Here is a 23,512-nt window from a genome sequence, read left to right as displayed (position 1 = left end):
GCACCTGAATTGTCTGAATTGCTTACACTCACTGTGATTCGTGTTCTTTGCGTGGACGACCACCCGCTTGTGCGCAAGGGGATTGCATCCATCCTGAACAACGAGAGTGATATTGAACTCGTTGCGGAGGGCGACAATGGCGAAGACGCTGTCGAACTTTACCGCAAGGCCAAACCGGACGTCGTACTTCTCGATCTGAAGATGCCAGTGTTGGACGGGATTGGCGCGGTGAAACGTATCCTGTCGGAAGACCCTGACGCCAAGATTATCGCACTGACGAGTTTTGATGGTGATCAGGACATCTACCGGGCGTTGGAAGCCGGAATACGCGGATACCTTCTCAAAGAATCAGTTCACACCGACGTTCTCAGTGCCATTCGAACGGTCTTCGCCGGTCAAACTCTCGTCTCTCCAGAAGCAGCGAAACGCCTGTCGGAATACTTCTCTCGGTCGATGTTGACGCCGCGCGAGATTCAGGTGCTGGATCTTGTGGCACATGGACTTGCGAATAAAGAAATTGCGGCCAAGCTTGGAACGGCGGACGGAACGATCAAAATGCATGTCCAGAATATTCTGCAGAAGCTTGAGGCTTCTGACAGGACGCATGCGGTTACAATCGCACTGAAACGAGGCATCATTCACCTGTAAGCGGCAATCAGCATCAGCAACCGGCAATTCGACCTTGAACGTCGAGCCGGATTGGGAGCTGTTGCATCTTCCCTGATCTTGGTGGGGGATGCGTTGATGTCAGATACAAGTGAAGAAGACGTGAGTAATCATGAGCGCACACGAGGGTCGGATGTCAGCAGATTCTTCCCATTCAGAAACGCGTCTCCCGATTCAGTTCAGTCAGCGCCGGGATGCCACTCGAGATCTGGCGATCAGCTTTCTGATGCAGCAGGGAGTTGAGAACCCTCAAGTGATTTCACTTGCGGCAGGCCTCGTCGACCCGATGACACTGCCGGTTCATAAGTCACTGAAGGCTGTGCAGGAAATGCTGTCCAGTGAATCCGTCGGCCGCGGCGCTTTGCAGTACGGAACGACTCACGGTTACATCCGAATGCGACGGTTAGGACTGGAGCATTTTGCAAAACTCGAGCGGCAGGACCCGTCTGATCTGAAAGTCGGTCTGGATAATGTCTTTCTGACAACGGGTTCGCAGCAACTGCTGTCGCTTGTCTGTGAAGTTCTGTTTGATCCCGGGGACATCTGTTTCGTTGCAGGTCCGACCTATTTTGTGTTTGCCGGGAATCTGGCAGGTGTTGAAGCTCGGGCAATCACCATTCCCAGTGACGAACACGGAATGAAGATCGATGCTCTTGATGAGGCGCTTGCTGAACTTGAGAAGGCAGGGGAACTCTCCAAAGTCAAACTGATTTATGTGGTGAGTTACTACGATAATCCAGCAGGAACCTGTCTCGCGGTTAAACGTCGGCATCAATTGGTTGAACTGGCGAAGAAGTGGTCCCGCGAACACCAGATTCTCATTCTCGAAGATGCTGCCTATCGGGAGCTTCGGTATGACGGGGAGGAATACCCCAGCATCTGGAGTTGTGATGCTTCCCGCGAACTTGTGATTTATGCGCAAACGTTTTCCAAAACATTTTCGCCCGGGATTCGAGTTGGGTTAGGGATTGTCCCCACGGCACTCATTTCGGCACTCGCGGATCGGAAAGGGAACGAAGATTTCGGTTCCAGCAACTTCAGCCAGCACATCATGGCCAAGGTGCTTGAGAACGGCGACTACTATCAACACCTGAATCGAATTCGCGAAAGTTACGCAATGAAGCGTGATGCGATGCTTGCCGCGGCCGAACAGTACTTCTCGGATATCCCTGGGGTCACCTGGCATCACCCGCATGGGGGCTTGTATGTCTGGATGAGCTTGCCAGAATCAATCAGCACCGGATTCGGAAGCGAACTGTTTCAAGCGGCGGTCAAAGAAGGTGTGATGTACGTCCCAGGAACGATCTGTTACGCAGACTCTGGTCAGAATCACCCGGACAATCAAATGCGTCTCAGTTTTGGTGTTCAAAACAGCGAAGGGATCGTGGAGGGGATGCGCCGCCTTTCCGTTGCAGTCCGACAGCAGATCAGCATGTGATTTCCAGCACTAACGTTTTCGGTTTTCCAGCGTTTCGAGCGTTCTTCTCCATGGAGGCGTGCTTTTCAGGACGCCGACTATGGAGCAATGTCGATTCCGATCGAATGTGTCTGCTGCCACGGAACCGGAATTTTCTGCAAGCAATTCGGGTTCATGAATTGTTCGATTGGTCTGACAAACTAGAATTCATTTGGAAGAATTTGCCTGACATGAGTCGATGAAAGTCGAACATCGCGAGACACGTTTACGATCTGTAATCGTGATTCGCAAAGGACTTAATGCTTTCAGGTAACGTCTTCAGCATGAGAGACCATTTTGGTCGCTTGTGTCACCCCCAGTTGCGGATTCTGACTCATGTGCAGAATCCGGTTTGACGGTGACGGGGATTTCAACCATGTTGACCTCAATTCCGATCCCTAGGCGAACGACTTAGTCATGGACCCTCAAAACCTAGTCTACATCCTCACTATTTCAGGGATGCTCCTGATCTTCGTTGAGATGTTCGTTCCCTCTGGTGGAGCGATCGGGGTTATCGCCGCATGTTGTTTCTTCGGGGCAGGGTATTTCGCATTTCAGGCATGGTCTGAATCAAATCCCTATTTGATGTGGAGCTATTACGGGACCGTTGCTCTGATTATTCCCTGCTGCATCGTCGGGGCATTTGTCCTGATCGAGAAGACGCCTTTGGGAAACCGTATTCTGCTTTCCGCCCCAACAAACGAAGAGGTGACTCCCTATCAACGTGAGCAAAAACATCTGACAAGCCTGATCGGAAAGCACGGGTTTGCACTGAATTTGATGACTCCCGGCGGATTGGTGAGCATTGACGGTGAACGGCTCCATGCAATTGCTGAGACAATGATGATCGAGGCGAATTCGCCCGTCGAAGTGGTGGAAGTTCGAGGGACCCGTATTGTCGTTCGCCCGGTTGAACGGTCCGACAATGCGCCAACGACAGCTCGAAGCGATGAACCGGAGCCGTTGGTTGAAGAGTCTGATGGATTCGATCCATGGAAGAATGAACTCGATGACAAGCAGGCCTGACGCCTGAGTTCGCGATCGCGATTGTCAGGGAAGACGCACGCTTGTACGGCGTTTTCGGATCTCGGCATAACAAGCAAATGGATCGTCTGGCTTTCCAACTCTGACAACGAGTTCTGTGTCAAATGTCTCTCCTTGAGAGACGAGATACCTGCTGGCGACGACATAGTCGAAATCGTACGCCGCTGCGTTGTGGTAGAAGGGAATCCTCGTAGCGAAGATCGTCTTTCTTTTCGCAGCGATGAAGTCGAGAGCAAACTGTGCATCGACGATCGATGTTGCGTCTTCAGGAACAGATTCAATGAGCTTCTGCGCGAACAATGGCGCGTTGTATTCTGGATCGTTCCAGTTTCGGAGATGAACGACTGTCGCTTGAACGCCACTTCCGGGAATCATTGTCATCAACAGTGCGATGGCTGCTGACCAGCAGGTGGCAATCCGCAGGCCGCTTTGGGATCGAAATGCGTTAGCGATTCGTTCTGTTGTTTTAGAAATCATCCATCCGGTTGTCACAAAGCAAAGGCTCGCGACGTAAGCCCAGTAACCGGGTGTGTAGTGGTGTGTCCCGATCAGGAAACAGAGCCCCAGATGCGACGAAATTGCCAGTAAGCTGACCGTGAGTAATGGCTGATTTCGATGAATCAGTGAAAACACAGTCGCAACGATGACTGGAAGACTAGCGATCAGACATTGCCAGATGCCAATGTGCTTCCACAGATATTCCCCGTGATAGCCAAGCGAATTCCAGTGTGAATTAGGGAGGTGGGCAGTTGAACTGTTCACTCCAGTGAAGAACTGGTTTTGAAACTGGATCTGAAAGGTCTCCACGTCGATGAGAATCAGCGGAATCCAGGCTGAGAACACAACGATGGCAATCGCAGCGACAGTGGCCGGAGTTGAAAGTCGCTTCCAACGCTGTTCAAAAATCATCAGGCAAATCCCAATCTGAACGGCATACAGAATCGCAAACGGATGACAGAGACCGCCGCAACCCAGAGCAATTCCACACCAGATTAAATTGGAGCGAGCTCGCGTGTTGCACCAGCGAAACAACAGCCAGATGGCGAGCACACCAAACATCGCGCAAAAAATGTCAGGACGAGCTCGCGTCGCAGGGAAGTAAAACCAGCGAGAGAGTGACAGAAGCCCTGCCGCCCAGAATGCAGCGATCTCACTCCCGGTCACTTCTATTGTCAGTTTCCAGACACCCCATAGCAATACGATTCCAGCAATCGCTGATGCCAGACGTGCTGTTCCATAGACATCAGGCAGAAGCGAATAGCACACCGCTTGAAGGTAGAATGACAACGGGGGCTCTGCATAGAGAACGTGATCCGCGCGATAATATACGCTCTTGAGATCTCTAGTCGGGACGTGTGGGAGCTGTGGCAGTCCTGTATTAAGAATCGTCAGGCCAGCGACCGCATAGCAGTCTTCATCTTCTCCTCCAGGCTGGAGAGCCATCGCCGGAAGCCGCATCAGGAGAAACAGAAGAACGATGGCGGGGAATCCGAACTTCCACCAGTTGACCTTGCTTTTACTCTCTGAGTTTTCCCCCATGAATCCAATCCTGATGCAAAGAATGGAACGCGCATAGAACTGAAATGGCTCGGATGAATAGCGGCTACAACATTACCTCAAAATGACTCTGAATTTAATATCTGTTGATTATGTAAAGTTACAGTCGATATTGTCATGTCCAAAGCTGTTGCCTTTCGCGATCAATAAAAAAATCCCCCAGCCGATAGCGACTGAGGGATTCGATTTCCGCATGACAATTGTCTGACGGCATTACTTCTTCTTTGGCAGATATCGGTGTGTTGCCTGAGCAAACACGGACTCTGCGGATTCCATGATCGTTTCCGCGATGGTTGGATGAGGGTGAATCGACTCTGCCAGATCACGGGCAACTGCTGCGGTCTCCACAGCAAACACCCCTTCCGAGATCAGTTCCCCAGCGCCCACGCCAACGATCCCCATGCCGAGAATTCGTTCGGTTTGTGGATCGACGATCAACTTCGTCAATCCTTCTGGGCGACCAATAGCCTGAGCACGTCCGGAAGCAGCCCACGGGAATTTTGTGACGATGACTTCCTGTCCGCGTTCTTTGGCAGCGGTTTCTGTCAAGCCGCACCATGCCACTTCAGGATCGGTGTAGATCACACTCGGGATGGCGATGTTATCGAACTCAACGGGTTCGCCGAGGATGGTTCCGACGGCAACTTTCCCTTCGCGAGTCGCCTTATGAGCGAGCATCGGGTTCCCGACGACGTCGCCAATGGCGAAGATCTTTGGGTCGGCGGTTCGCATGTTCCGGTCGACTTCAATGAAGCCGCGATCAGTGACTTTGGCTTTCGTATTCTCCAACCCGATGTTGGCTCCGTTTGGAACGCGACCGATCGAGATGAGAACACGGCTGAATGTTTGCGGAGAAGTGACACCTTCCCCTTCGAGTTCAGCAACGATGCCAGCGTCGGTTGCTTTCAGAGAATTCACTTTTGTGTTGGTGTGAATTGCAACGAAGTCTTGCAGCAATCGCTTCTTCAACGGAGCAACCAGATCGCGGTCGGTGCCGGGAATGATATCTGGCAGCATTTCCACAACGGTCACCTTAGAACCGAGTGCGGCATAGACTGATCCGAGTTCCAGCCCGATGATTCCGCCGCCGACGATCAGCAGTGTTTCAGGAATATCTTTGAGAGCCAGAGCGCCGGTCGAATCCATGACTCGTTCGTCGCCCAGATCGAACATCTTGGGGACGGCTGGGCGTGAGCCAACTGCAACAACGCAGTGATCAAAAGTCAGTTGACCGGTTGAACCGTCCGGGTAAGTCAACTTCAGGGAATTGGAACTTTCAAATGTTCCACGAGCCTGAACGAGCTTCACCTTGCGAGCAGTGCTCAGCTGGCGGATTCCCCCGGTCATTTTGTTGATGACCGAGTTCTTGAATTCGCGAACCTTATCGAGGTCAATCTTGGGCTCAGAGAATGTGAGACCCCAGTCTTTTGCGTGCTTTGCTTCGTGGATCAATTTTGAAACGTGAAGCAGCGCTTTCGATGGAATACACCCTCGGTTCAGGCAAACCCCGCCTGGCTGTGCATCCTGATCCACCAGGATCACGTTTTTCCCATGATCAGCTGCTTCAAAGGCTGCCGGATATCCGCCCGGGCCCGCCCCCAAAACTACAACATCCGCATGCAATGTTTCGTTTGCCATGATCGCTCCTGCAACATTAAATCTGAGACGCAAACATTAGGCGAAATATTGGCTGGCGCAAAGTCGTGTCAGGCACATATTTAACCGGACATCTCTCAGTCAGGAGCAGAATCTCAATTGGGGAATCTTTCCAGTTCGTCGAGAATGGCTTCCAGCACAAAAGCTACCGCTTCCCGACGACGGAATTCCCGGAGTATGACCTCTTGAGGAGCTTCAGCGGAGACTGTTCGCTTTAGGACTGTGACCGAAGGTTGTCCACGAGATGCGATCCCGATAAAGATCACGCCGTCAAAAGATGGCGGAGCCCCAGGCCCGAGATGCCCTGTGACACTGGCTGCCAGATCGGCTTCTGGAGTGGCATTGATTCCTCCCTGAGCCATTTGTTCGGCAACGATCTCGCTCACCGCACCGATATTCGGGTCGTCTAATGCATCTCGCGAGACGTTCAACCAGCTTGCTTTGGTCTCGTTACGGTATGTAACCGCTGACCCACAAAAGACATCCGAGATTCCGGGGACCGATCCGAGGGTGGAAGCGATTAATCCGCAGGTGCAGCTTTCGGCCAGCACCAGACGACGCTGCCGCAATGTCAGCTGCTGTTTTACGTCGATGGCCAGAGCGGAAAGTCGTTGGTTCAACTCAAGCATTGGCATCAGAGTGATCTCGATGGGGCTAGTGGGGGAAGGGCTTGGGATTTGCCTGACCGGAATATTCTAACAGATCTGGTGAAGTGCGAATCGTAGAAACAAAACGACACATCTGCATTCCTTGTTGTCGCTTGGAGATACGGTTATCTTCATGCCGGGATTGGGCATTGTGAAATGCTGTTCATAAATCGAAATCAACATCGCAAATGATCTGGTGATGCTCATTCACCGATGTGTCGCGACTGTCTGTTTCGAAGAACATCATTGATCAGTGAGTGGAGGTCGACCTGATGAGATCAGCGCCGTCGACTTATCCCTGTTTCGAGTACTGACTGGATCAATAACGATGTCTAAAAACGCAAAAATCGGGATTATCCTGTTTTTCATATACACGACGTTCTATGCCGTGTATGTCGGCCTGAATGCATTCTCTCCAGAAACCATGGCACAAACTCCAGTGCCCAATGTGAATCTGGCCATCATCTATGGTTTCGCCCTGATCATCGTCGCGCTGGTGATGTCGCTGATCTATGGTGCCTTGTGCTACATCTGCAGTGATCGTCAGGGGGATCGATAGTGATTTACGAACCAAGCTGGATTGCAGTTGTTGTCTTCCTTGCGTTTGTCGCAGTGACAATGGGGTTGAGTTTTTATCTCGGGGGACGAGCCAAATCGACTCAGGGGTTCTTTGCGGCCCATGGTCAGATTCCCTGGTTCATTAACGGAATCGCGTTCGCCGGGGATTATCTTTCTGCGGCATCATTCCTCGGCATTTGCGGGATGATTGCCTTCTATGGATATGACGGCTTTCTGTATTCGATTGGCTATCTGGCAGGGTGGATCGTTGCCCTGTTTGTCGTCGCCGAACCGATGAAGCGTCTTGGAAAGTTCACTTTCGCAGATGCACTGGATTCCAGATTTCAGTCTCGCGGAATCAAGCTGGCGGTCGGGATCAGTACGCTTGCTGTCAGTGTCTTTTATCTGATCCCACAAATGGTCGGAGCAGGGGCGCTCGTTCAACCATTGCTCGGATTAAGCCACTGGCAGGGAGTTGCGCTGGTCGGAACAACAGTGATCGTGATTGTTGTCTCTGCAGGGATGGTTTCGACCACCTACGTTCAGTTCATCAAAGGGGGACTTCTGGTTCTGTTCTCCTTTATTTTGACTGTGATGATTTTGGATAAGGGATTTCAGGTCAAAGAAGGCGGAATCGACGGACACGTTTTCCGCTCTGTTGGACCTGTTGCTGAAGAGAAGTTAGGCCAGGCAGCATGGATTGAATCCGCACTTCCATCGATGGAAATGGTGCCGTTGGAAACGAGCTGGAATGACCTCGATTTCTACCGCACGAAAGATGTGAGCAGCGGAGCGATCATTACCTGGAGAATTGAACGGGAAGCCGACGGGCAAGTGACCTTGCGTGAGACGCAGACCATGTCCAGGCATCTGGATGGAAGGCTGTTCGTCAATGGACTTCCGAAAGGGAAGAAGCGAGGCGAACCTGAACTCCATCCGGTTGGGTATATCAGCAAACTGGCTGGTGGAAAGACCGAAACAGGGCCCCTCAATCCGCTGACTTATCTGCAAGAACTGCACGGAGCCGAGATCATTAGCTGGAAAGCTCAGACTGTCAAAGAATCGGATGGCAGTGAGACGACGATCTACTATCAGCAACCGACCTCAGGGGCAAAACTGCTGCTGCCGGGAAACCATCCCACCTTCAAAGGGATTCACAGCAACAATATCACGGACCGAATCAACTTCGTTTCGTTGATGCTGGCTTTGTTCTGCGGAACAGCGTCTCTCCCACACATCCTGATTCGATATTACACAGTGAAGGATGAAGTCAGTGCCCGAAAGAGCACCATTGTGGGAATCGCGGCGATTGGGTTCTTCTATGTCCTGACCCTGTACCTCGGCCTTGGAGCAATGGTCAGTGGAGCGCTGGATGTCTCCGATTCGAATATGGCGGCTCCACTGCTTGCCAAGAGCATGAATGAGGGTTTGTTTGCCATTATCTCGGCAATTGCATTCACGACAGTTTTGGGAACCGTGAGTGGGCTGATCCTCGCATCCAGCGGGGCGATCACACACGATCTGCTGACGACCGTTTGCGGGTTCAAATTGAATGACTTCGAACAGGTCCGGATTGCCAAGTTTGCGTCGGTCATCGTCGGAGCACTGGCGATCGTCCTGGGGATTGTGTTTGAGAAGTTGAACGTGGCCTATCTGGTCGGCTGGGCTTTCAGTGTCGCGGCATCGGCAAACCTGCCGGCGCTGGTGATGATGTTGTTCTGGAAGGGGACGACCAAAGAAGGAGTCATCTCGGCAGTTGTCGTCGGGATGACCTCGTCACTCGGATGGATTCTGCTGAGCGCAGATACGTTCAAGAGCGTTTACGGACTCGATCCTGCAAATGCACTCGTCCCATTCAGCCAACCGGGAATCGTGACAATTCCACTCGGCTTTTTAACGCTTGTTGTGGTTTCGCTGATGACCAAAAATCGACACATCGAAAGTTGAGAATCAATTCGTCAGCGTGCATCCCGGAATTGACGGCGATACACTGAGGGCAACGTATCCAACTCGCAGTATCGTTCTTGTAAAGAAATTCACGATTCATGGCGACGACTCGAATTCAACTTGATGCTGCACTCGACGAACGTCGCCTGCCGGATATGGACGTTTTGCTTGATGGTCAGCAGCACCCGCCAGTTGGTGGCCGTGATGACTGGTCAATCAGCCTTGGGAGTTTCTGGACGGGTCTTTCGGCCGGTGTCGAAGTCATTGAGATTTGCAATGGTCCACTTTCCGTGTACGTCCTTCCGACTCGGGGGATGGGCATTTGGAATGCTCAGTTCAACGATCTGCAACTCGGCTGGAATTCGCCGATTCGAAACCCGGTGCATCCGCGATTTGTGAATCTTCAAAGTCGAAATGGATTAGGGTGGCTCGACGGTTTCAACGAGTTGCTTTGCCGATGCGGTCTTGCGTTCAACGGTCCACCAGGACACGACGAAGGGGCTCGCAGTCCGATTGAATCGGAGATCACGCTGCATGGGCGGATTTCCAACATTCCTGCGTACGACATCGAACTGTTTGCTGATGTCGAAACTGGTGAGATTGGCATAAGTGGACTGGTCGACGAATGCACGTTGTTCGGCCCACAATTGCGAATGAAGTCGACCATCGTGACCAAGGTTGGAAGCTCAACCTTTACGGTCCGTGATGAAATCACCAATCTGGGAAGTGACAGCACTGAGCTTTCGCTGCTCTATCACACAAACGTTGGCAAACCGTTTCTTAATGAAGGCTCTGTCTTCGAATGTGCCGCAGATAAGATCATTCCACGAGATTCCCAGGCGGCAGTTGGAATTCAATCTTACGATTCCTGTCTCGGGCCCACTCCCGGTTTTGCAGAGCAGGTTTACTATTGCAATCTTCTCGGCGATGAATCCGGCACGACTCAAACACTGTTACGAAATCAAACCGGTGATCGTGGTGTCAGTCTGAAGTTCTCGACGAAGCAATTACCGTGTTTCGCGTTCTGGAAATGCACACAGGATGAACGCGGTGGGTACGTCGCAGGTCTTGAACCGGCGATTAACTATCCGAACTTCAAGGCATTCGAACGTCATCATGGTCGCATTGTGAATCTGGAAGCAGGTGACACGTACACAACTGAGATCGCGATCGGGATTCATGATTCTGGTGAATCGGTGCAATCCGTCTCATCTGCAATCAAGCAACTTCAAGGCGGCTGTGCTCCGAAGCGGTATCTGACTCCGGTGACGCCATTCTGTCCAATTGATTAGACCGGTTCGGTCTCTCATCTGGCCACGCAGCAGCCTGCCCGATCGGGGAGAAACTCAATCCCGCTCGACGATTCAAAGCGCGAGATCGAATCTGAACTGACATCTTGAATCCGAAGTGACACCATGAAGATCGTACGATATCAGGACACTGCGGGCGCTATTCATTGGGGCCGCCAGCATGACGACTCCCGGATCACGCGTATTCAAGGAAGCATCTTCGATCAATTCACAGAGACAGGCGAAGAAGCTTCGGTTGCGAAGTTGCTGGCGCCGATCGAGCCCCGCGATATTTTCTGCATTGGTCTGAATTATCGGAAGCATGCAGAAGAAGGTAAGCAACCGGTTCCGGAGTTTCCCGTCGTGTTCATGAAGAACACAGGATCGGTCCAGAATCCAAACGATCCCATCATTCTCCCGCGTGTCTTGCACAGTAAAGCGGTCGATTACGAATGCGAACTGGCCGTTGTCATCGGTAAAGAGTGTTACAACGTCTCGAAAGCGGATGCCTTGTCTTACGTGTTGGGCTACACCTGCGCCAATGACGTCAGCGCACGAGACTGGCAACTCAAGTGGGGCGGGAGTCAGTGGTGTCGCGGAAAAACCTTTGCGACGTTTTGTCCTTTGGGCCCCTGTCTTGTCACGCCGGATGAGATTCCTGATCCAAATTCCCTGCAGATCAAAACCGTACTGAACGGGGAAACGATGCAGGACTGGAACACCAATGACATGATTTTCTCGGTGCCGGAATTGATTGAGTTTCTCAGCGGGAGCACCAAGCTGTTGCCAGGCACCGTTATCCTGACGGGAACTCCGCATGGAGTCGGGGGAGCAAGAAAGCCGCCGGTTTATTTGCAGCCAGGTGGGGTGGTCTCAATCGAAATAGAAAAGATTGGCACCCTGAGCAACCCGATCGTTGAAGAACAGACTTCGAAATCGTTTGATCGCCCCATCGGCGCATAAAAAAAACGGAGCTCCGCATTAATTTACGCGAAACTCCGGTCTGAATTTGTCTACTTGGAGCGACTTACAAAGAGCTGTTGCTGGTATTCCTGAAATGTCACCCAGCGAATTTCGTTTGATCGCAACTGGCGTTCCCAGTGGCTGATATGACGACGATCAACAGATTGGAATTCCCAACTGAATTGATGTTCTGCACGCAGCCGGATCGTTTCTCCACTCTGAGCCTGCTTCAATTGCAGGTCGACCTGAGTGGGCATCAACTCTTCTTTTCGGAGAGCTTCGTTCAGCTGCAGCCGAGCCTGTGGAAACGTTGCATTCGGGCGGAGCATGAAGTTGAGGCGAGCCGCCCAGTCGGCATAGTCCAGATAGAGACGCACGAACTGTGGCGATTCAACCTGAGCGGTCTTCACTGAGTAGCTCAGGGCGTTGGCCTTCATGTCGAAGCGTTTCTTGTTTGGATCAAGAATCGACTCGAATTTAGGATCGATCTGGAACTGTACAATGTCTGCGAGCTGATTTGGTTGATTGCCGCTCTTCTGACGCATTTGCTCGATGATCTTGAGCGCTTCGGTCTTTGTCGATTCCATTGCGTGGTTCACTTCGGTGAAGGGAACCTCGGTTGCGGTGTAGTTCTTGCCAAGAATCACAAAGCGATGGTGTACTGGCTCGTAGATGACGACTTCGCCAGCTTCTTCCATGTAGTCATAAACCTTACCGGCATGGAAGAGTGTCAAACTATGTGACACGGCTTTTGAGGCAGCGTCAGTCCGTGATTGATTACTGACTGTGGTGTAGACCCGCATATCTTGAGCGGTCACAGGCGTCGTCGAAATGACGAAGCAGGCCAACGATACAACACAGGATGTCAGAAAATACTTGGACACGGTCGATACTCCGTGAGTCGTGGAAACCAACACATCAATTACGTTTCTTCGTCCGTTGTGCTGCGCCGCGAGAACTCTGATTCAGGTGACCCTGAGTGAAAATCGCAGGCAATCAAGGACAAAGAACGATGTCTGTCAGGCATTTTCAGGTTGAGTCCGGAAATCCGGCGGAACCGCACTGAGCAACTTGGAGATTGCTCGGAATGGAATGGACGCAATCCTGAAAATGAATTTCTGAAGGGACCGGGACTCTATCCAGCGTCCTCTGACAGGAGCAAGATAGGAACGTCAGAACGGAAGCGTCTGAGGCGAATTACATTCTGCAGCGGCAGAATCAGCGACTTGTCGATGTAAAGCTCAAAGCGAATCAGGTCAATTATTGATCTGAAACGACATTTCAGGCGGTCGCTGGAGCATTTCCAGGAATCATGCAGCATCGCTGGCACGCGGGGTTCCGCCTTTCTCCCGTTAAGCGGAGTTGCGGTTCTTCCCGATCCGGAAGGCTGCTGCACGGCAAAATGGGAGACCAGCCCCGTCTATTTCGTCGAGTCGCTGACCTGAGCCCAGCAGAATCGCAAGAGAAGCAGCATTTCCAGCAACTGGATCTGTCTTGCGGCGATCCCTAAAGGGCTCTGTTCGTCTCTTGCGACAGCTTCGCAAAGTTCGACGAAACCTGTTGAATTCCATCCTCGACTGGTGAGTTTTTTTTGCCAGTCAGATGCTTCTGAATCGCGCGTGTTTCCCAACACGTTTTTGGCCAGTGTCCCCAATTCATCAAAGAGTGGGTGCTGTCCGATGCGGCGGAACCAGTATTTGGCGTTGAAATAGTCAGGCTCGCGACGATGCATGATTGCATGCCAGTAATCGCCGAGATGGAGATGCCCGACCCCTTCGACACTTTGGGAGAGTTCGTGGCTTCCATCGAGATCGTCCAGCAGCAGCATCAGTCCAGAGCGGAACGCGACTCCTGAAACCTCCGTGCCGCCTAACTGGTCAATGCGTTTCAAAATCGCAGGCTTCACTGATCGTGATTGGGGAGCCAATCGCGGTAGCAGTTCGTCCGTCTGGCTGATTGTCACCTGTCCGGCGAGTGTCTCGGTGACAAGGACCTCAGTGTGGGGCAAGCTCGCTGCATATTGCCATAAAGAAGACAGCTCATTGGTTCCCGCGGTGAGTGCCGTTCCTGTGCGGATAAACGCAATCGCCTCTGGTTGAACCTCTGCGACGACCGTTGCGGCAGGAATCGGGACGCCATGCCAAAGGATGTTCCCTGTTAAGCCCAGCGGAACAACAATGACCTTTGGGAGTCCGCCATCTGAAAGGAATGTCTGCTCTGCAACTCGAAAGGCGGACAACAACATGTCGTTGACTTGTGGTTGGCCGAATGCCAGATAGGCCTCGTTCCCAGACTGAAGTCGCTGGGCGGACCAGTCAGAAAAGGGAAGGAGCGATGGCGGACAGTGAGGCGTTGTCATTCAGGTTTCGAATCGCTGTTGCTGGAAAGGGCCTCGACTGATGACCGTTTTACTGGGGAGGAGTTACTGCGTCTTCGATGGCTTTGAGCAGCTGCTTCAGGATGAAAGGCTTATACAGGACGCACTTCAGTCCCATTTGACGCGCCCTGACCAGTGTGTGCTCCCCGTCGTAACCAAAGCCAGTCATCAGGATGACTGGCGTGTTCTCGTGAGTTTCCCGCAACTGCCGATAGAGTTCCGAACCCTTCATGTCCGGCGGCTTGATGTCGCAAATCACCGCGTCGTAGTGGAAAGTTCGCGCCATGCGGAGGGCTTGCTCGCCATCACGAGCCGTTTCGACAACGACGTTGAAACGTTCCAAAATTTCGTGAGCGCTGTGCCTGATGTCGCGTTCTTTGTCGACGACCAGGATTCTTTTCCCGGCGAGATTTGGATGAGTCGACTTGCGGAACTGAGGGGTTCCTGATTCCGTGCTGATTGAGCTTCCGGCCTGTCGAATCGATTCACGGATGTCCTGAGTGTGTTGCAACACTCTTTTCAGACGATCGTGAACCTGAGGGTCCTGATTCCCATACTTCTCATAGAGCCATGTGGTGTCGTTGAGGATCTCGTCGACCGGATCGGCAACTTCGCACAGAGCGCGTTTTGTGCTCTCTTCAACTGTCGTGGCTTTCTCTGCCATCAGCAGGTCAAGCGTGTTCAAGGCGACAGCCACTTCGCGGCAGAAGAGTTCAAGAAACTGGAGATCAGTTTGTGAGAACGCCCCCGGTTTGAAGCTCTCAACATTGAATGTTCCCAAGACCAGATCGTGCCGGATCAGTGGAACTGTCAGAGAACTTCGGGCACCTGTTGCGCCGACAATATAGAGCGGATCGTTGACTGTGTTTTCGCACAGGTAGCTTCGACCTGTTGCAGCAACATAACCTGTGACGCCGTTTCCTTCTGCACTGACTCTCAGTTCGCGATGCTCGGCGGATTCGTCCATCCCCAAGGCGAGTAGAGGACGAAGCGTCATTGTCTCCTGATCAATGATTCGAACTTCAACCGTTTCAAACTCCAGCAGCTCCTGCGTGTAATAGCGGAGTTTTGACTTCAGGAGCTCAATTCGATCGTGAGTGGAGAGCTCCAGCACTTCTTCCGGTTGCAAGTCGCCGAGATCGAGTCCAGCTTTGTAGATCGCGTTCAGCTTTTGTTGCTGCAGAATGTCTTCTGAATTGTCGCGGAGTGTCGCCAGGAGTAATTGCTCTCCATTGGCGATTCGGCTGCAGACCGGGCTGACGGTCACGTCGTAGAATGTCTTATCGTCAATGCGGACCCGAGTTCTCGCTTGCTGACCTGTGACAAGGACTGAGTTAATCGGGCAGAAATTGGCTCCAATAATCTCGGCGCCTTGCCAGACATCAAACAGGCGAGGAAGCTTCTCCTGGCTCTTCTCCAGCTTAAGAACCTCGGTCGCCAGAGTATTTGCCCAGAGAACTTCTTCCCGTTCGTTCAGCAATACGACCGCTTCAGGAAATTTGTCGAGAAGTCCGGTTGCTTCTAGAATGAGGCCTGTACCGCCTGCATGATTGCCAATCAGGCAATATCCTGGCGGAGAATCCCCCTTCAAGCGTTCCAGTGCGTCGCCGAGCGACTCGGCTGGAGTCAGCTTGCAGTGCTCTTTCAGCCCTGCGACCACCGGCGAGAGGGTGGACTGTTCAAGACCGAAAATCAGGACTTCGACTTGATCGGGCACGTCGTCTCCCATTTCACTCGAGCCCAAGAAATTGCCCAATACCGCTCAGCACTTATAACTGAGGCGAACTCTGAATAGTAGACCGGTGTTTAGTCGGTGACAACTTATTTCGTTATACAGTCCTAAGCGTGCTTGCGTTGTATCCAACATGACGCGAGTCGTCCAGATTCCGGCGAACTCTACCAATTGTGGTATCGGTTCATGTTGATGCCTTGATCTGCCCTGACTTTCATCAGCCCGAGGCGTGCTCGTCTCTGCCGCCGAGTTCACCTATTCAGTCCGTCGACAAAGGCGAGGCGCATTCCACGAATGATTTTTGTTCCGCGTGAATCAGGTCTGAACAACACTGTTCCGCCACTGAGCGCACGTCGGCTCGGAATCGGGGAGAAACGAACTTGGTCCGGCGAAGTCGGTTTCTGGGGGCAACTTGCCTTGTTCGAGGTCGATGCGGTGATTTCAATGTAGAACGAGTTCAATCCGCTGTCTAAGATCGGATTCCAGCGGGAGTTAGCACATCACAAATTGATTGAATCGCAAGATCGAGGTCCGGATCAGTTTGCCGTTGCTCGCCAATCTTTCGGCAGGCGTGAATCACGGTGCTGTGGTTTCCTCGATTGAAATATTTCCCGATTTCCACGTAGTTCATCTGGAGTTGTTCTCTGGCGAGGTACATCGCAGTTTGACGAGCAAGTGAAATCGTCTGCGAGCGTCGTGGACCTTTCAGGTCGGCCGACTTCACTCCGAATTGCACTGCCGTCAGTTTGCAGAGTCCTCCCAGATCGATGGAGGGAACCCGATTGCGTTCTTCAATCAGAGCCTTGACCGTTGAGCGACGGGGACGCTGGGCGGGAGAAAGTAACTTTTCTTCTGCTCGTAACTGAGCAAGTAGGCCAGACAGTTCGCGTGGCGAGACTGGGTAGTCCTGAGCAATCTGATCGATCTCTTTTGTCGACAGATGGTGGCCTTCACCCGCCAGAATGTGTTCAATCAGTTTGCGACGACTCGGGACCGAGGGCATCTCGATTGTCACACAGAGCCCACCGTGCATCCGGTTCATCAGGCGTCGACTCAAGCCGCGAATGGCGCCGGGCATCTGCGTACTTGTCAGGAGGACGAGTCCACCTTGAGAAATGACATCGTCGATGGTTGCCTGCAGTTGTTGCTGTGTTTCTTTTCTCGCCCCGAGCATCTGGATGTCTTCACATACCAGCAGAGCGATCTCGTTTCGATACCGTGTTTGAAACTGCGGAATCGAATCAATTGTCGCAGCTTCCGCAAACTGTGCGGAAAACTGAGACGCTGTGACAACGATGACTTTCTTGTCTGTCCGCTCGCCTTCCCAGCTCCGGACGAGTTCTCTGGCGAGGTGTGACTTTCCGGTTCCGGCTTCCCCGATCAGGGTGACCAGATTAACACAGCGGCGCTTGACTCCAGGGGCAAGCTGATTCACTGCTGCAATAGACAGCTGATTTTCTGGGAGAACCAGAAAAGAGCGAGGATCAGCTTGACGCAGTACAGCGTTCACAAGTTACCCACTCTGTTTGGTCTTTGTTGTTTGAATCAGACCAGACGCTGTGAATTACCGCTTTTGCTGCAGGGCAACATAGCGCCCCAAGGCCATCAGCGGAAAGTAGTGACGATAGAGATGATACCGCATATAGAAGACTCGGGGAAACCCGGTCCCTGTAAATTCCTCTTCGTCCCACGTTCCATCGGAACGTTGTGACTGTACGAGGTATTGAATTCCTCGCTGCACCGCCTTGGAGTCGCCTTCATTGGCAGCGATCAATCCAAGAATCGCCCAGGCCGTTTGTGAAGCTGTTGTCGGTCCTGTCCCGCGGAGTGTCGGGTTGTCGTACGATTCCGCCGTTTCTCCCCAACCTCCGTCTGCCTGCTGCTTTTCTTTCAGCCAGCGTGCAGCCGCCTGTAGTCGAGAATCTTCCGGAGAGACGCCAAACTCCGTTAATCCTACCAGTACCTGCCAGGTTCCATAGAGGTAATTCACTCCCCAGCGACCGTACCAGCAATTATCGACTTCCTGCTTATCCCATACGAATTTTAGAGCTTTCTCGAACGCTGGTTCTCGGGATGTCATCCCAAGGCGGCCGTACATTTCGAGGACACGAGCCGTTATGTCTGCCGTGGGAGGATCGATCATGGCGTTGTGATCGGCAAACGGAACGCGAGTCAGGATCTCACGATCGTTGTCTGCGTCGAATGCCGCCCAACCGCCGTTGCGGCATTGCATTGCCGCAGTCCATTTTACGGCACGTCGCAATGCGTTGATCATCGGTTGCATCCGTTCCATGTCCAGAACAACTCGTTCCGGATGGTCGGTTTGACCGGCGATCACAACAGAGACATCGAAGTTTGCGTGTTGTTGAATTCCCTGTTTGCTCATCAGGGAAGCTGTCCAGTCCGAACGAATGTGGCTCGGCAAGCATCGGGCGAGTGCCATACTCACCATGATGGTGTCATCGATGTCTGGATAGAATTCATTGTTGAATTCAAAGTACCAGCCGCCTGGTTCAACGTCTGGGTGATTCACGGTCCAGTCGCCGGGAGCGCGTACTTCCTTCGAGAGCAGCCAGTCCACAGCCTTGGCCAATTTCGGGTGATTGGCGGGAACGCCAGCATCGCGCAGGGCGTTGACTGAAATCGCTGTGTCCCAGACAGGGGAGCGACATGGCTCAAGGCGAGCGGTTCCATTTTCTCTGATCGTCAGCTTTTCGAGCTCGTGCAATTGAGCCTGAACCATCGGAGACGATTCTTCGTGCCCGAGGCATCTGAGAGCAATGATGCTCCAGATGATCGGAGGGAAGATTGCCCCGAGTCCGTCGCTTTTCTCAAAGCGATCGGTCATCCATTTGGTTGCCCTGCGAATGGCGCGTCCGCGAAATGGCTTGAATCGCACCCCTTCGAGAAACTTCCAGCCGAGATCGATTCCCTGAAAAATTTTGTCCCACGGGACCCAGGTTCTGTTCTCCAGAGCGTCCAGTTGCTGGGACGGCGGCATCATCATGGGCATCTGCTTTGGCGATGCCAGAAACAGTTCGTCGATTTTCAGGTGTTCGGGAAGTTTGCGCTTTGGTTGAAACGCCCAGACCAGACTTAACGGGACTACGATCGTACGAGACCATGACGACATCTCGTAGATATTGATCGGCGACCAGTTCGGCAGCAGCATCAACTCTGGTGGGACAGCCGGGCATTTTCGGTAGTCAATGATTCCCAGCAGTGCGAGGTAGAATCGTGTGAAGCTGTTGACGGACTCAGCGCCGCCAGCGTTTCGAATCGCGGTACACGCACGCACCATGTGCTCAGCGTTTGGATCATCGCCGGCAATCTTCAACGCCCAGTAGGCTTTGACCGACCCACTGATCTCGACGGGACCGCCAGGGAATTGAGCCCAGCCGCCAGTGGGAAGTTGCTGTGCGCGAATATAACGGGCACATTCTTCAACGATCGGTTCGTGTGATCGTTCCATCCATGTCAGCAGCAGGATGTATTCGGACTCAAGGATGGTGTCTCCCTGAAGTTCCCCGAGCCAATATCCCTCTGGGTTCTGGTGGTTCAGAAGCCAATCACGGGCCAGGCCCATTGCCGATTCGGCAGAGAAGGGTGCGTCTACTGTGCTCGCAGCAGGAATACGATTTGCGACACCGAAACCACCATTCCGCATGTGACCTGAATTCATTTCAGGCTCCCTCCTCGTCAGATCCGAATCCATTCGCTCGAAAATAAGCGGCGAGAACTGACACGCTGGCGACACGGATCTGGCGTCACTCTGTCAGCTTCTCTGTGGTCTGAAGCACTGTTGTCTGAAACCGGATCAAGCGAGACATTTCGCTGACGGCCGTCAACGCATCTCGCCGAACGACAGACCTTCATTTGTTGAGAAAGACTGTAACTTCAGCAGCGCCTGTGAGTTGAGATCATAGCCGGATTCCGGTCCAATGGGCAAGTGCATTTCGCGTCAACAAGGGGGCTCGCGGAGGCGATTGTGTAACGGAATTTACCTAGTTTCACTCACACGCTGCCCGGTTTGCCTCTGTTCGTGTCCCGTATGGTGAAACGTGCACTGGGCACTGTTGATGTGACCTCGATCGACTCAATTGTGACACCGTGTTCCCCCTCTTTTCAGCAATCAGTTAAGGTCCAAACATGTCTCTGCTTTCAGCGCTGGCGCAGTACGACACTCCGACTGTTTGTAATGTGATCGAGCTGTTCGATGTGCGTCCAAGAACGTCGGGATACATGAACGGGTCAATTCGGGCTGGTTTTCCTCATCTTCCCCCGATGGTGGGATATGCTTTGACCTCGACGTTTCGCAGTGCATCGCCTCCGTCGGCGGGGACCTCGTATTCCGGTTTGATTCCTCAGATCGAGATGTTTGAAGAGTTGCCAGGTGCGCCCATCATCGTCTTTCAGGATCTCGACAATCCTGTTGCCGCCGCCACTTTCGGTGAAGTGATGTGTACCATGTACAAATCGTTTGGGGCTGCCGGTCTGATTACTTCAGGGGCGGGCCGCGACCTGGAACAGGTCAAAGCGATCGACTTCCCAGTCTTCACGAATGGAACCATCTGCTCGCATGGGTATTGTCATATCCCGCAGATCAATGTTCCTGTCAGCGTTGGTGGAATCATTATCGAGCCAGGCATCCTTCTGCACGGAGACTGCAACGGCGTCACCACTGTTCCCATTGATATCGCCGACGAAATTCCGGATGCCTGTCGGGAGTTCATGGTTGCTGAGCAGATTGTGCTGGACTACTGCCGCTCTGGTTCAGTGACACCGAGAGGGTTGAAAGAAGCACAGGCAGAGTGCATTCACCAGATCCATAGTCTCGCGCAGCGATTGACAGGAACAGAGTGATGATTCGATCCCGGTTCGCTCACGAATTGATACCACTATTGAAGGATGAGCTGGATCGTCAGCAGCAAGCCCAGGACTCCGATTGCGATTGAGACGGCAACTGGTAAGAACGTTGCGTGCGTTGTTGGGAGGTTCTCTTTAGGAATTGTCCGGCAATAACTCTTGAAGCGTGATGTTCCTGCAAGGATTGCTGCAGCACCTGAGAGGACGAGCGTTGCTCCGATCAGCATTGCGAAAAGCGTTGAATGTTTGGCGTCGTTGCCGGGCTTGAGCATCTGGAGGAACATCCCGAATCGGGCGACGACGAAGCCGAACGCCATAATTCCGATGCCGGTTCTTAACCATGAGAGAAGAGTTCTCTCGGCTGAAAAGTAAATACTGGGATCTCCATCGTGGCATTTCTCATCTTCCGCCATCTTGACGACCTTCTCTTCATCAAATGCCATTTAAATACCTTGCCTAAGCCGCTTGATTTCGCGCTTGCTGAGTGACTGTTGCCAACTTCTGTAACCGGGAACTGGAATTCATATGAAAACCAGTGATCGCTCGCTGATTCGAAAATCGAATGTGATCTGCTCGGCTGGACTTGATTATTGAACGGTATCCCTCGATTTCCGGATTGCAATCCTGCGTTAGCGGCTGCGATCCATGTTTCGCATTCAGGCTCAATAGTTAAGGTATCATAGGCGCGGAGGACGAACGTTCCCGCCAGAATTCAATCGAGCCCTGTCGCATTACAGAGAAAATTTGAATCAGATCAGCGCATCTTGTTGTCAGAACGGGTACATTGATTCTGGAGCTCAGTCAGGGGAGAGATTCCTGATTGAACTGAGGGCGCTTGAAAAATGTTGCCGCTCAAAGTGGTGCTATCCGAGGCAATCTTTCCGTTGTGACATGGTGAACCGGACGAAGCAAAACTCGAACCTGCGTCACAGCAACCACCGTCGTGTGTGTGCTGGGATGTTGTGTCTCTATCTGTTTTGCAGTCTGGCGACTCCGGTGACAGCCGTGACAAGCGTCGTGAAATCCGGGTGCCAGTGCGATTCGACCGCACAGGTTTCAGGGTCATGCTGCTGTTTGAAGAAGACGCTGGCGGATCGAGCACAGTCTCAGAACGGGTGCTGTCAAAAGCCACAGGCAGTAAAGGCTCCAGCAGTGGAAACGCCTGCCTGTTGTGTTGCGAAGTCAGAACCCGCCGCGACTCCCTCCTGTTGCCAGAGTCCACAAGATAAAAAGAGTGAACGTTCTGAACCACAATCAGGGAATGAGCCAGTTTGTGATCAAATCACAGAAAGTTGCTCCTGCGGACCTGACACTCAATTTGGTCTGATCGCCAATATTGAGCCTCGTCTTCCTGCATGTGAAGTTGCCACTCCGCAACAAACTCTGCTTGGGTATCTCCCGGTTGAACACTCCTGGAGTTTTCAGGGACGCGCAATCTGTCCTGATGTTCCACCTCCTCGAACTCATTGCTGTTGAGTTCGTTCGTCAGGCTGTCTGAGACACGTCCGGGAATGCGCCACGTACTGGCGGTTCAATCGCCGTTCAGCCATCACCATACTCTGCTTCCGCTGGATGACGTTCAGTCGTCCATGATGCAATGGAGACGTTGGCGTTGCTGACGACATGCAGACAGCTTGTTGGTGTTCATCCAACTTCCAGTCGTGGGTCTCTTCAGATGACCGCGATTGATACTGGAGAGTTTCAATGTCTCCCTGTTCTCGCTCATTATTTCAACGGAAACGTGGATTTACTTTAATCGAATTACTTGTGGTGATTGCGATCATCGCGATTTTGATCGCCCTGCTGCTTCCTGCTGTTCAACAGGCAAGAGAAGCGGCCAGACGCTCACAGTGCAAGAATAATCTCAAGCAACTGGGGCTGGCGCTTCACAATTATGAATCAACACATCGGGTCTTTCCGCCAGGCAGTCTCGGATACCCTTTTGTCTGGTCTGCGCAGGCGCAGCTGCTTCCTTATATGGAGCAGACCGCATTGCAGAATCTGTTGAATTTCTCAGTTCCACCAATGCTCCTTTTTGCTGGCAGCTACAACATTTCTGCCGTGACAGCGAACGACACCGCTGCCAAAAGTCGCTTGAGTATTTTTCTTTGCCCGAGCGACAGCGATGGTGTTCCGAATGAAGACTATGGTGGGATCAGCTATCCAGCCTGTGCTGGCTCAGCGATTAACAATGCTGCGGACGCTGCTGATGATGGATCTGTCAGCCGCGCTGATGGCACGATTTTTACGCAGTCTCGCATCTCATTTCGGGACATTGGCGACGGCACAAGCAACACTGTGGTCTTTGGTGAACAATTGCTTGGTGACGGAGATCATTCCGCCCCTGCTGCGGGTGACACACGGCGACGGATTATCGAGCTTGCCGGGGCCACTCAGACAACGGAATCGGCCTGTTCTTCAGGGACAGTCTGGAAAGGTAATCGCGGCGCAAAATGGGTGAACGGCCATCTCGCAGATTCGATGTATAACCATTATTACGGCCCGAATTCGCAGTCGCCTGACTGTCATAATGGGTACCACAACTTCGCCATTACCAGTGCGAGGAGTGCACACACCGGAGGCGTTCAGGTAACTCTCGCAGATGGCAGCGTGCGGTTTGTTTCTGAGAACATCAATCTGGCAACCTGGCGAGCTCTCGCGACCCGAAATGGCGGTGAACTTGTCGGAGAGTTTTAGCCTTGTCGGGCATTGATCTGTGGTCCGATTTAAAAGGAGAGACTGAGAGCATGACTG

General features: G+C 52.5%; 18 protein-coding genes. 9 read left to right on the top strand and 9 right to left on the bottom strand.

Annotated features, from left to right (window positions below):
• Positions 1-9: 9 nt before the first annotated feature.
• The 3 genes from SH527x_RS05900 to SH527x_RS05890 all read left to right on the top strand — a co-directional run bounded on the left by SH527x_RS05900 (position 10) and on the right by SH527x_RS05890 (position 3,148).
• The gene (locus SH527x_RS05900) at positions 10-648 is read left to right on the top strand and encodes a response regulator (RefSeq protein ID WP_437193726.1); all 639 of its coding nucleotides are present in this window, start codon (positions 10-12) and stop codon (positions 646-648) included.
• A gap of 130 nt (positions 649-778) precedes the next feature.
• Positions 779-2,104, top strand: coding sequence for a PLP-dependent aminotransferase family protein (locus SH527x_RS05895; protein ID WP_437193725.1), 1,326 nt, complete (start codon positions 779-781; stop codon positions 2,102-2,104).
• 435 nt (positions 2,105-2,539) lie between these two features.
• Positions 2,540-3,148, top strand: a complete 609-nt coding sequence (locus SH527x_RS05890; protein ID WP_437193724.1) for an NfeD family protein — start codon at positions 2,540-2,542, stop codon at positions 3,146-3,148.
• Positions 3,149-3,172: 24 nt separating this feature from the next.
• Here the strand turns inward: SH527x_RS05890 and SH527x_RS05885 are convergent, their stop codons facing one another.
• The 3 genes from SH527x_RS05885 to SH527x_RS05875 all read right to left on the bottom strand — a co-directional run bounded on the left by SH527x_RS05885 (position 3,173) and on the right by SH527x_RS05875 (position 7,014).
• On the bottom strand, positions 3,173-4,705 hold the full coding sequence (locus tag SH527x_RS05885) for an ArnT family glycosyltransferase (RefSeq protein WP_437193723.1): 1,533 nt from the start codon (positions 4,703-4,705) through the stop codon (positions 3,173-3,175).
• A gap of 231 nt (positions 4,706-4,936) precedes the next feature.
• Positions 4,937-6,361 (bottom strand): dihydrolipoyl dehydrogenase, encoded by a 1,425-nt coding sequence (gene lpdA, locus SH527x_RS05880; RefSeq protein ID WP_437193722.1) that lies wholly within the window; start codon positions 6,359-6,361, stop codon positions 4,937-4,939.
• Positions 6,362-6,474: 113 nt separating this feature from the next.
• Complete coding sequence (locus tag SH527x_RS05875) at positions 6,475-7,014, bottom strand: CinA family protein (RefSeq protein WP_437193721.1); 540 nt, start codon at positions 7,012-7,014, stop codon at positions 6,475-6,477.
• Between the two features lie 340 nt (positions 7,015-7,354).
• Here SH527x_RS05875 and SH527x_RS05870 point away from each other — a divergent pair, with 340 nt between their 5' ends.
• From SH527x_RS05870 to SH527x_RS05855, 4 genes are all read left to right on the top strand, one after another.
• Complete coding sequence (locus SH527x_RS05870) at positions 7,355-7,585, top strand: DUF485 domain-containing protein (protein ID WP_437193720.1); 231 nt, start codon at positions 7,355-7,357, stop codon at positions 7,583-7,585.
• Complete coding sequence (locus tag SH527x_RS05865; protein WP_437193719.1) at positions 7,585-9,531, top strand: cation acetate symporter; 1,947 nt, start codon at positions 7,585-7,587, stop codon at positions 9,529-9,531. Before SH527x_RS05870 ends, SH527x_RS05865 begins: the two co-directional genes overlap by 1 nt.
• A 98-nt stretch (positions 9,532-9,629) precedes the next feature.
• The gene (locus SH527x_RS05860) at positions 9,630-10,823 is read left to right on the top strand and encodes an aldose 1-epimerase family protein (protein ID WP_437193718.1); all 1,194 of its coding nucleotides are present in this window, start codon (positions 9,630-9,632) and stop codon (positions 10,821-10,823) included.
• 123 nt (positions 10,824-10,946) lie between these two features.
• Complete coding sequence (locus SH527x_RS05855) at positions 10,947-11,783, top strand: fumarylacetoacetate hydrolase family protein (RefSeq protein ID WP_437193717.1); 837 nt, start codon at positions 10,947-10,949, stop codon at positions 11,781-11,783.
• Between the two features lie 50 nt (positions 11,784-11,833).
• Here the strand turns inward: SH527x_RS05855 and SH527x_RS05850 are convergent, their stop codons facing one another.
• The 5 genes from SH527x_RS05850 to SH527x_RS05830 form a co-directional block, all read right to left on the bottom strand.
• Positions 11,834-12,667, bottom strand: a complete 834-nt coding sequence (locus SH527x_RS05850) for a hypothetical protein (protein WP_437193716.1) — start codon at positions 12,665-12,667, stop codon at positions 11,834-11,836.
• 536 nt (positions 12,668-13,203) lie between these two features.
• Positions 13,204-14,142: a hypothetical protein gene (locus tag SH527x_RS05845; RefSeq protein ID WP_437193715.1), complete on the bottom strand. Its 939-nt coding sequence runs from the start codon at positions 14,140-14,142 to the stop codon at positions 13,204-13,206.
• A gap of 49 nt (positions 14,143-14,191) precedes the next feature.
• Positions 14,192-15,877, bottom strand: a complete 1,686-nt coding sequence (locus tag SH527x_RS05840) for a response regulator (RefSeq protein WP_437193714.1) — start codon at positions 15,875-15,877, stop codon at positions 14,192-14,194.
• Between the two features lie 484 nt (positions 15,878-16,361).
• A complete protein-coding gene (locus tag SH527x_RS05835; protein WP_437193713.1) occupies positions 16,362-17,402 on the bottom strand; it encodes a helix-turn-helix domain-containing protein in 1,041 nt (346 codons plus the stop codon).
• A gap of 54 nt (positions 17,403-17,456) precedes the next feature.
• On the bottom strand, positions 17,457-19,574 hold the full coding sequence (locus tag SH527x_RS05830; RefSeq protein WP_437193712.1) for a terpene cyclase/mutase family protein: 2,118 nt from the start codon (positions 19,572-19,574) through the stop codon (positions 17,457-17,459).
• Between the two features lie 467 nt (positions 19,575-20,041).
• Here SH527x_RS05830 and SH527x_RS05825 point away from each other — a divergent pair, with 467 nt between their 5' ends.
• Positions 20,042-20,755 carry an RraA family protein gene (locus tag SH527x_RS05825; protein ID WP_437193711.1) on the top strand — a complete coding sequence of 238 codons (714 nt, stop codon included), beginning with the start codon at positions 20,042-20,044 and terminating at the stop codon, positions 20,753-20,755.
• A gap of 35 nt (positions 20,756-20,790) precedes the next feature.
• On the opposite strand, the gene SH527x_RS05820 is transcribed toward SH527x_RS05825, so the two are convergent.
• Positions 20,791-21,201, bottom strand: coding sequence for a YidH family protein (locus tag SH527x_RS05820; protein ID WP_437193710.1), 411 nt, complete (start codon positions 21,199-21,201; stop codon positions 20,791-20,793).
• A 1,261-nt stretch (positions 21,202-22,462) separates the two neighbouring features.
• On the opposite strand from SH527x_RS05820, the gene SH527x_RS05815 reads away from it, so the two are divergent.
• Entirely contained in the window at positions 22,463-23,455 is a 993-nt protein-coding gene (locus tag SH527x_RS05815; protein WP_437193709.1) for a DUF1559 domain-containing protein, read from the top strand.
• Positions 23,456-23,512: the final 57 nt, after the last annotated feature.

This window comes from Planctomicrobium limosum (assembly GCF_051465645.1).
Taxonomy (GTDB): Bacteria; Planctomycetota; Planctomycetia; order Planctomycetales; family Planctomycetaceae; genus Planctomicrobium.
Note: the sequence above shows the minus strand (reverse complement) of the source record. Positions and strands in the feature narration are given on the sequence as shown.

Coding starts and splice junctions, on each gene's coding strand:
- SH527x_RS05830 (WP_437193712.1), bottom strand. CDS start 19,574: ATGAATTCAGGTCACATGCGGAATGGTGGTTTCGGTGTCGCAAATCGT.
- lpdA (WP_437193722.1), bottom strand. CDS start 6,361: ATGGCAAACGAAACATTGCATGCGGATGTTGTAGTTTTGGGGGCGGGC.
- SH527x_RS05845 (WP_437193715.1), bottom strand. CDS start 14,142: ATGACAACGCCTCACTGTCCGCCATCGCTCCTTCCCTTTTCTGACTGG.
- SH527x_RS05875 (WP_437193721.1), bottom strand. CDS start 7,014: ATGCCAATGCTTGAGTTGAACCAACGACTTTCCGCTCTGGCCATCGAC.
- SH527x_RS05825 (WP_437193711.1), top strand. CDS start 20,042: ATGTCTCTGCTTTCAGCGCTGGCGCAGTACGACACTCCGACTGTTTGT.
- SH527x_RS05885 (WP_437193723.1), bottom strand. CDS start 4,705: ATGGGGGAAAACTCAGAGAGTAAAAGCAAGGTCAACTGGTGGAAGTTC.
- SH527x_RS05860 (WP_437193718.1), top strand. CDS start 9,630: ATGGCGACGACTCGAATTCAACTTGATGCTGCACTCGACGAACGTCGC.
- SH527x_RS05820 (WP_437193710.1), bottom strand. CDS start 21,201: ATGGCATTTGATGAAGAGAAGGTCGTCAAGATGGCGGAAGATGAGAAA.
- SH527x_RS05815 (WP_437193709.1), top strand. CDS start 22,463: ATGTCTCCCTGTTCTCGCTCATTATTTCAACGGAAACGTGGATTTACT.
- SH527x_RS05895 (WP_437193725.1), top strand. CDS start 779: ATGAGCGCACACGAGGGTCGGATGTCAGCAGATTCTTCCCATTCAGAA.
- SH527x_RS05855 (WP_437193717.1), top strand. CDS start 10,947: ATGAAGATCGTACGATATCAGGACACTGCGGGCGCTATTCATTGGGGC.
- SH527x_RS05870 (WP_437193720.1), top strand. CDS start 7,355: ATGTCTAAAAACGCAAAAATCGGGATTATCCTGTTTTTCATATACACG.
- SH527x_RS05890 (WP_437193724.1), top strand. CDS start 2,540: ATGGACCCTCAAAACCTAGTCTACATCCTCACTATTTCAGGGATGCTC.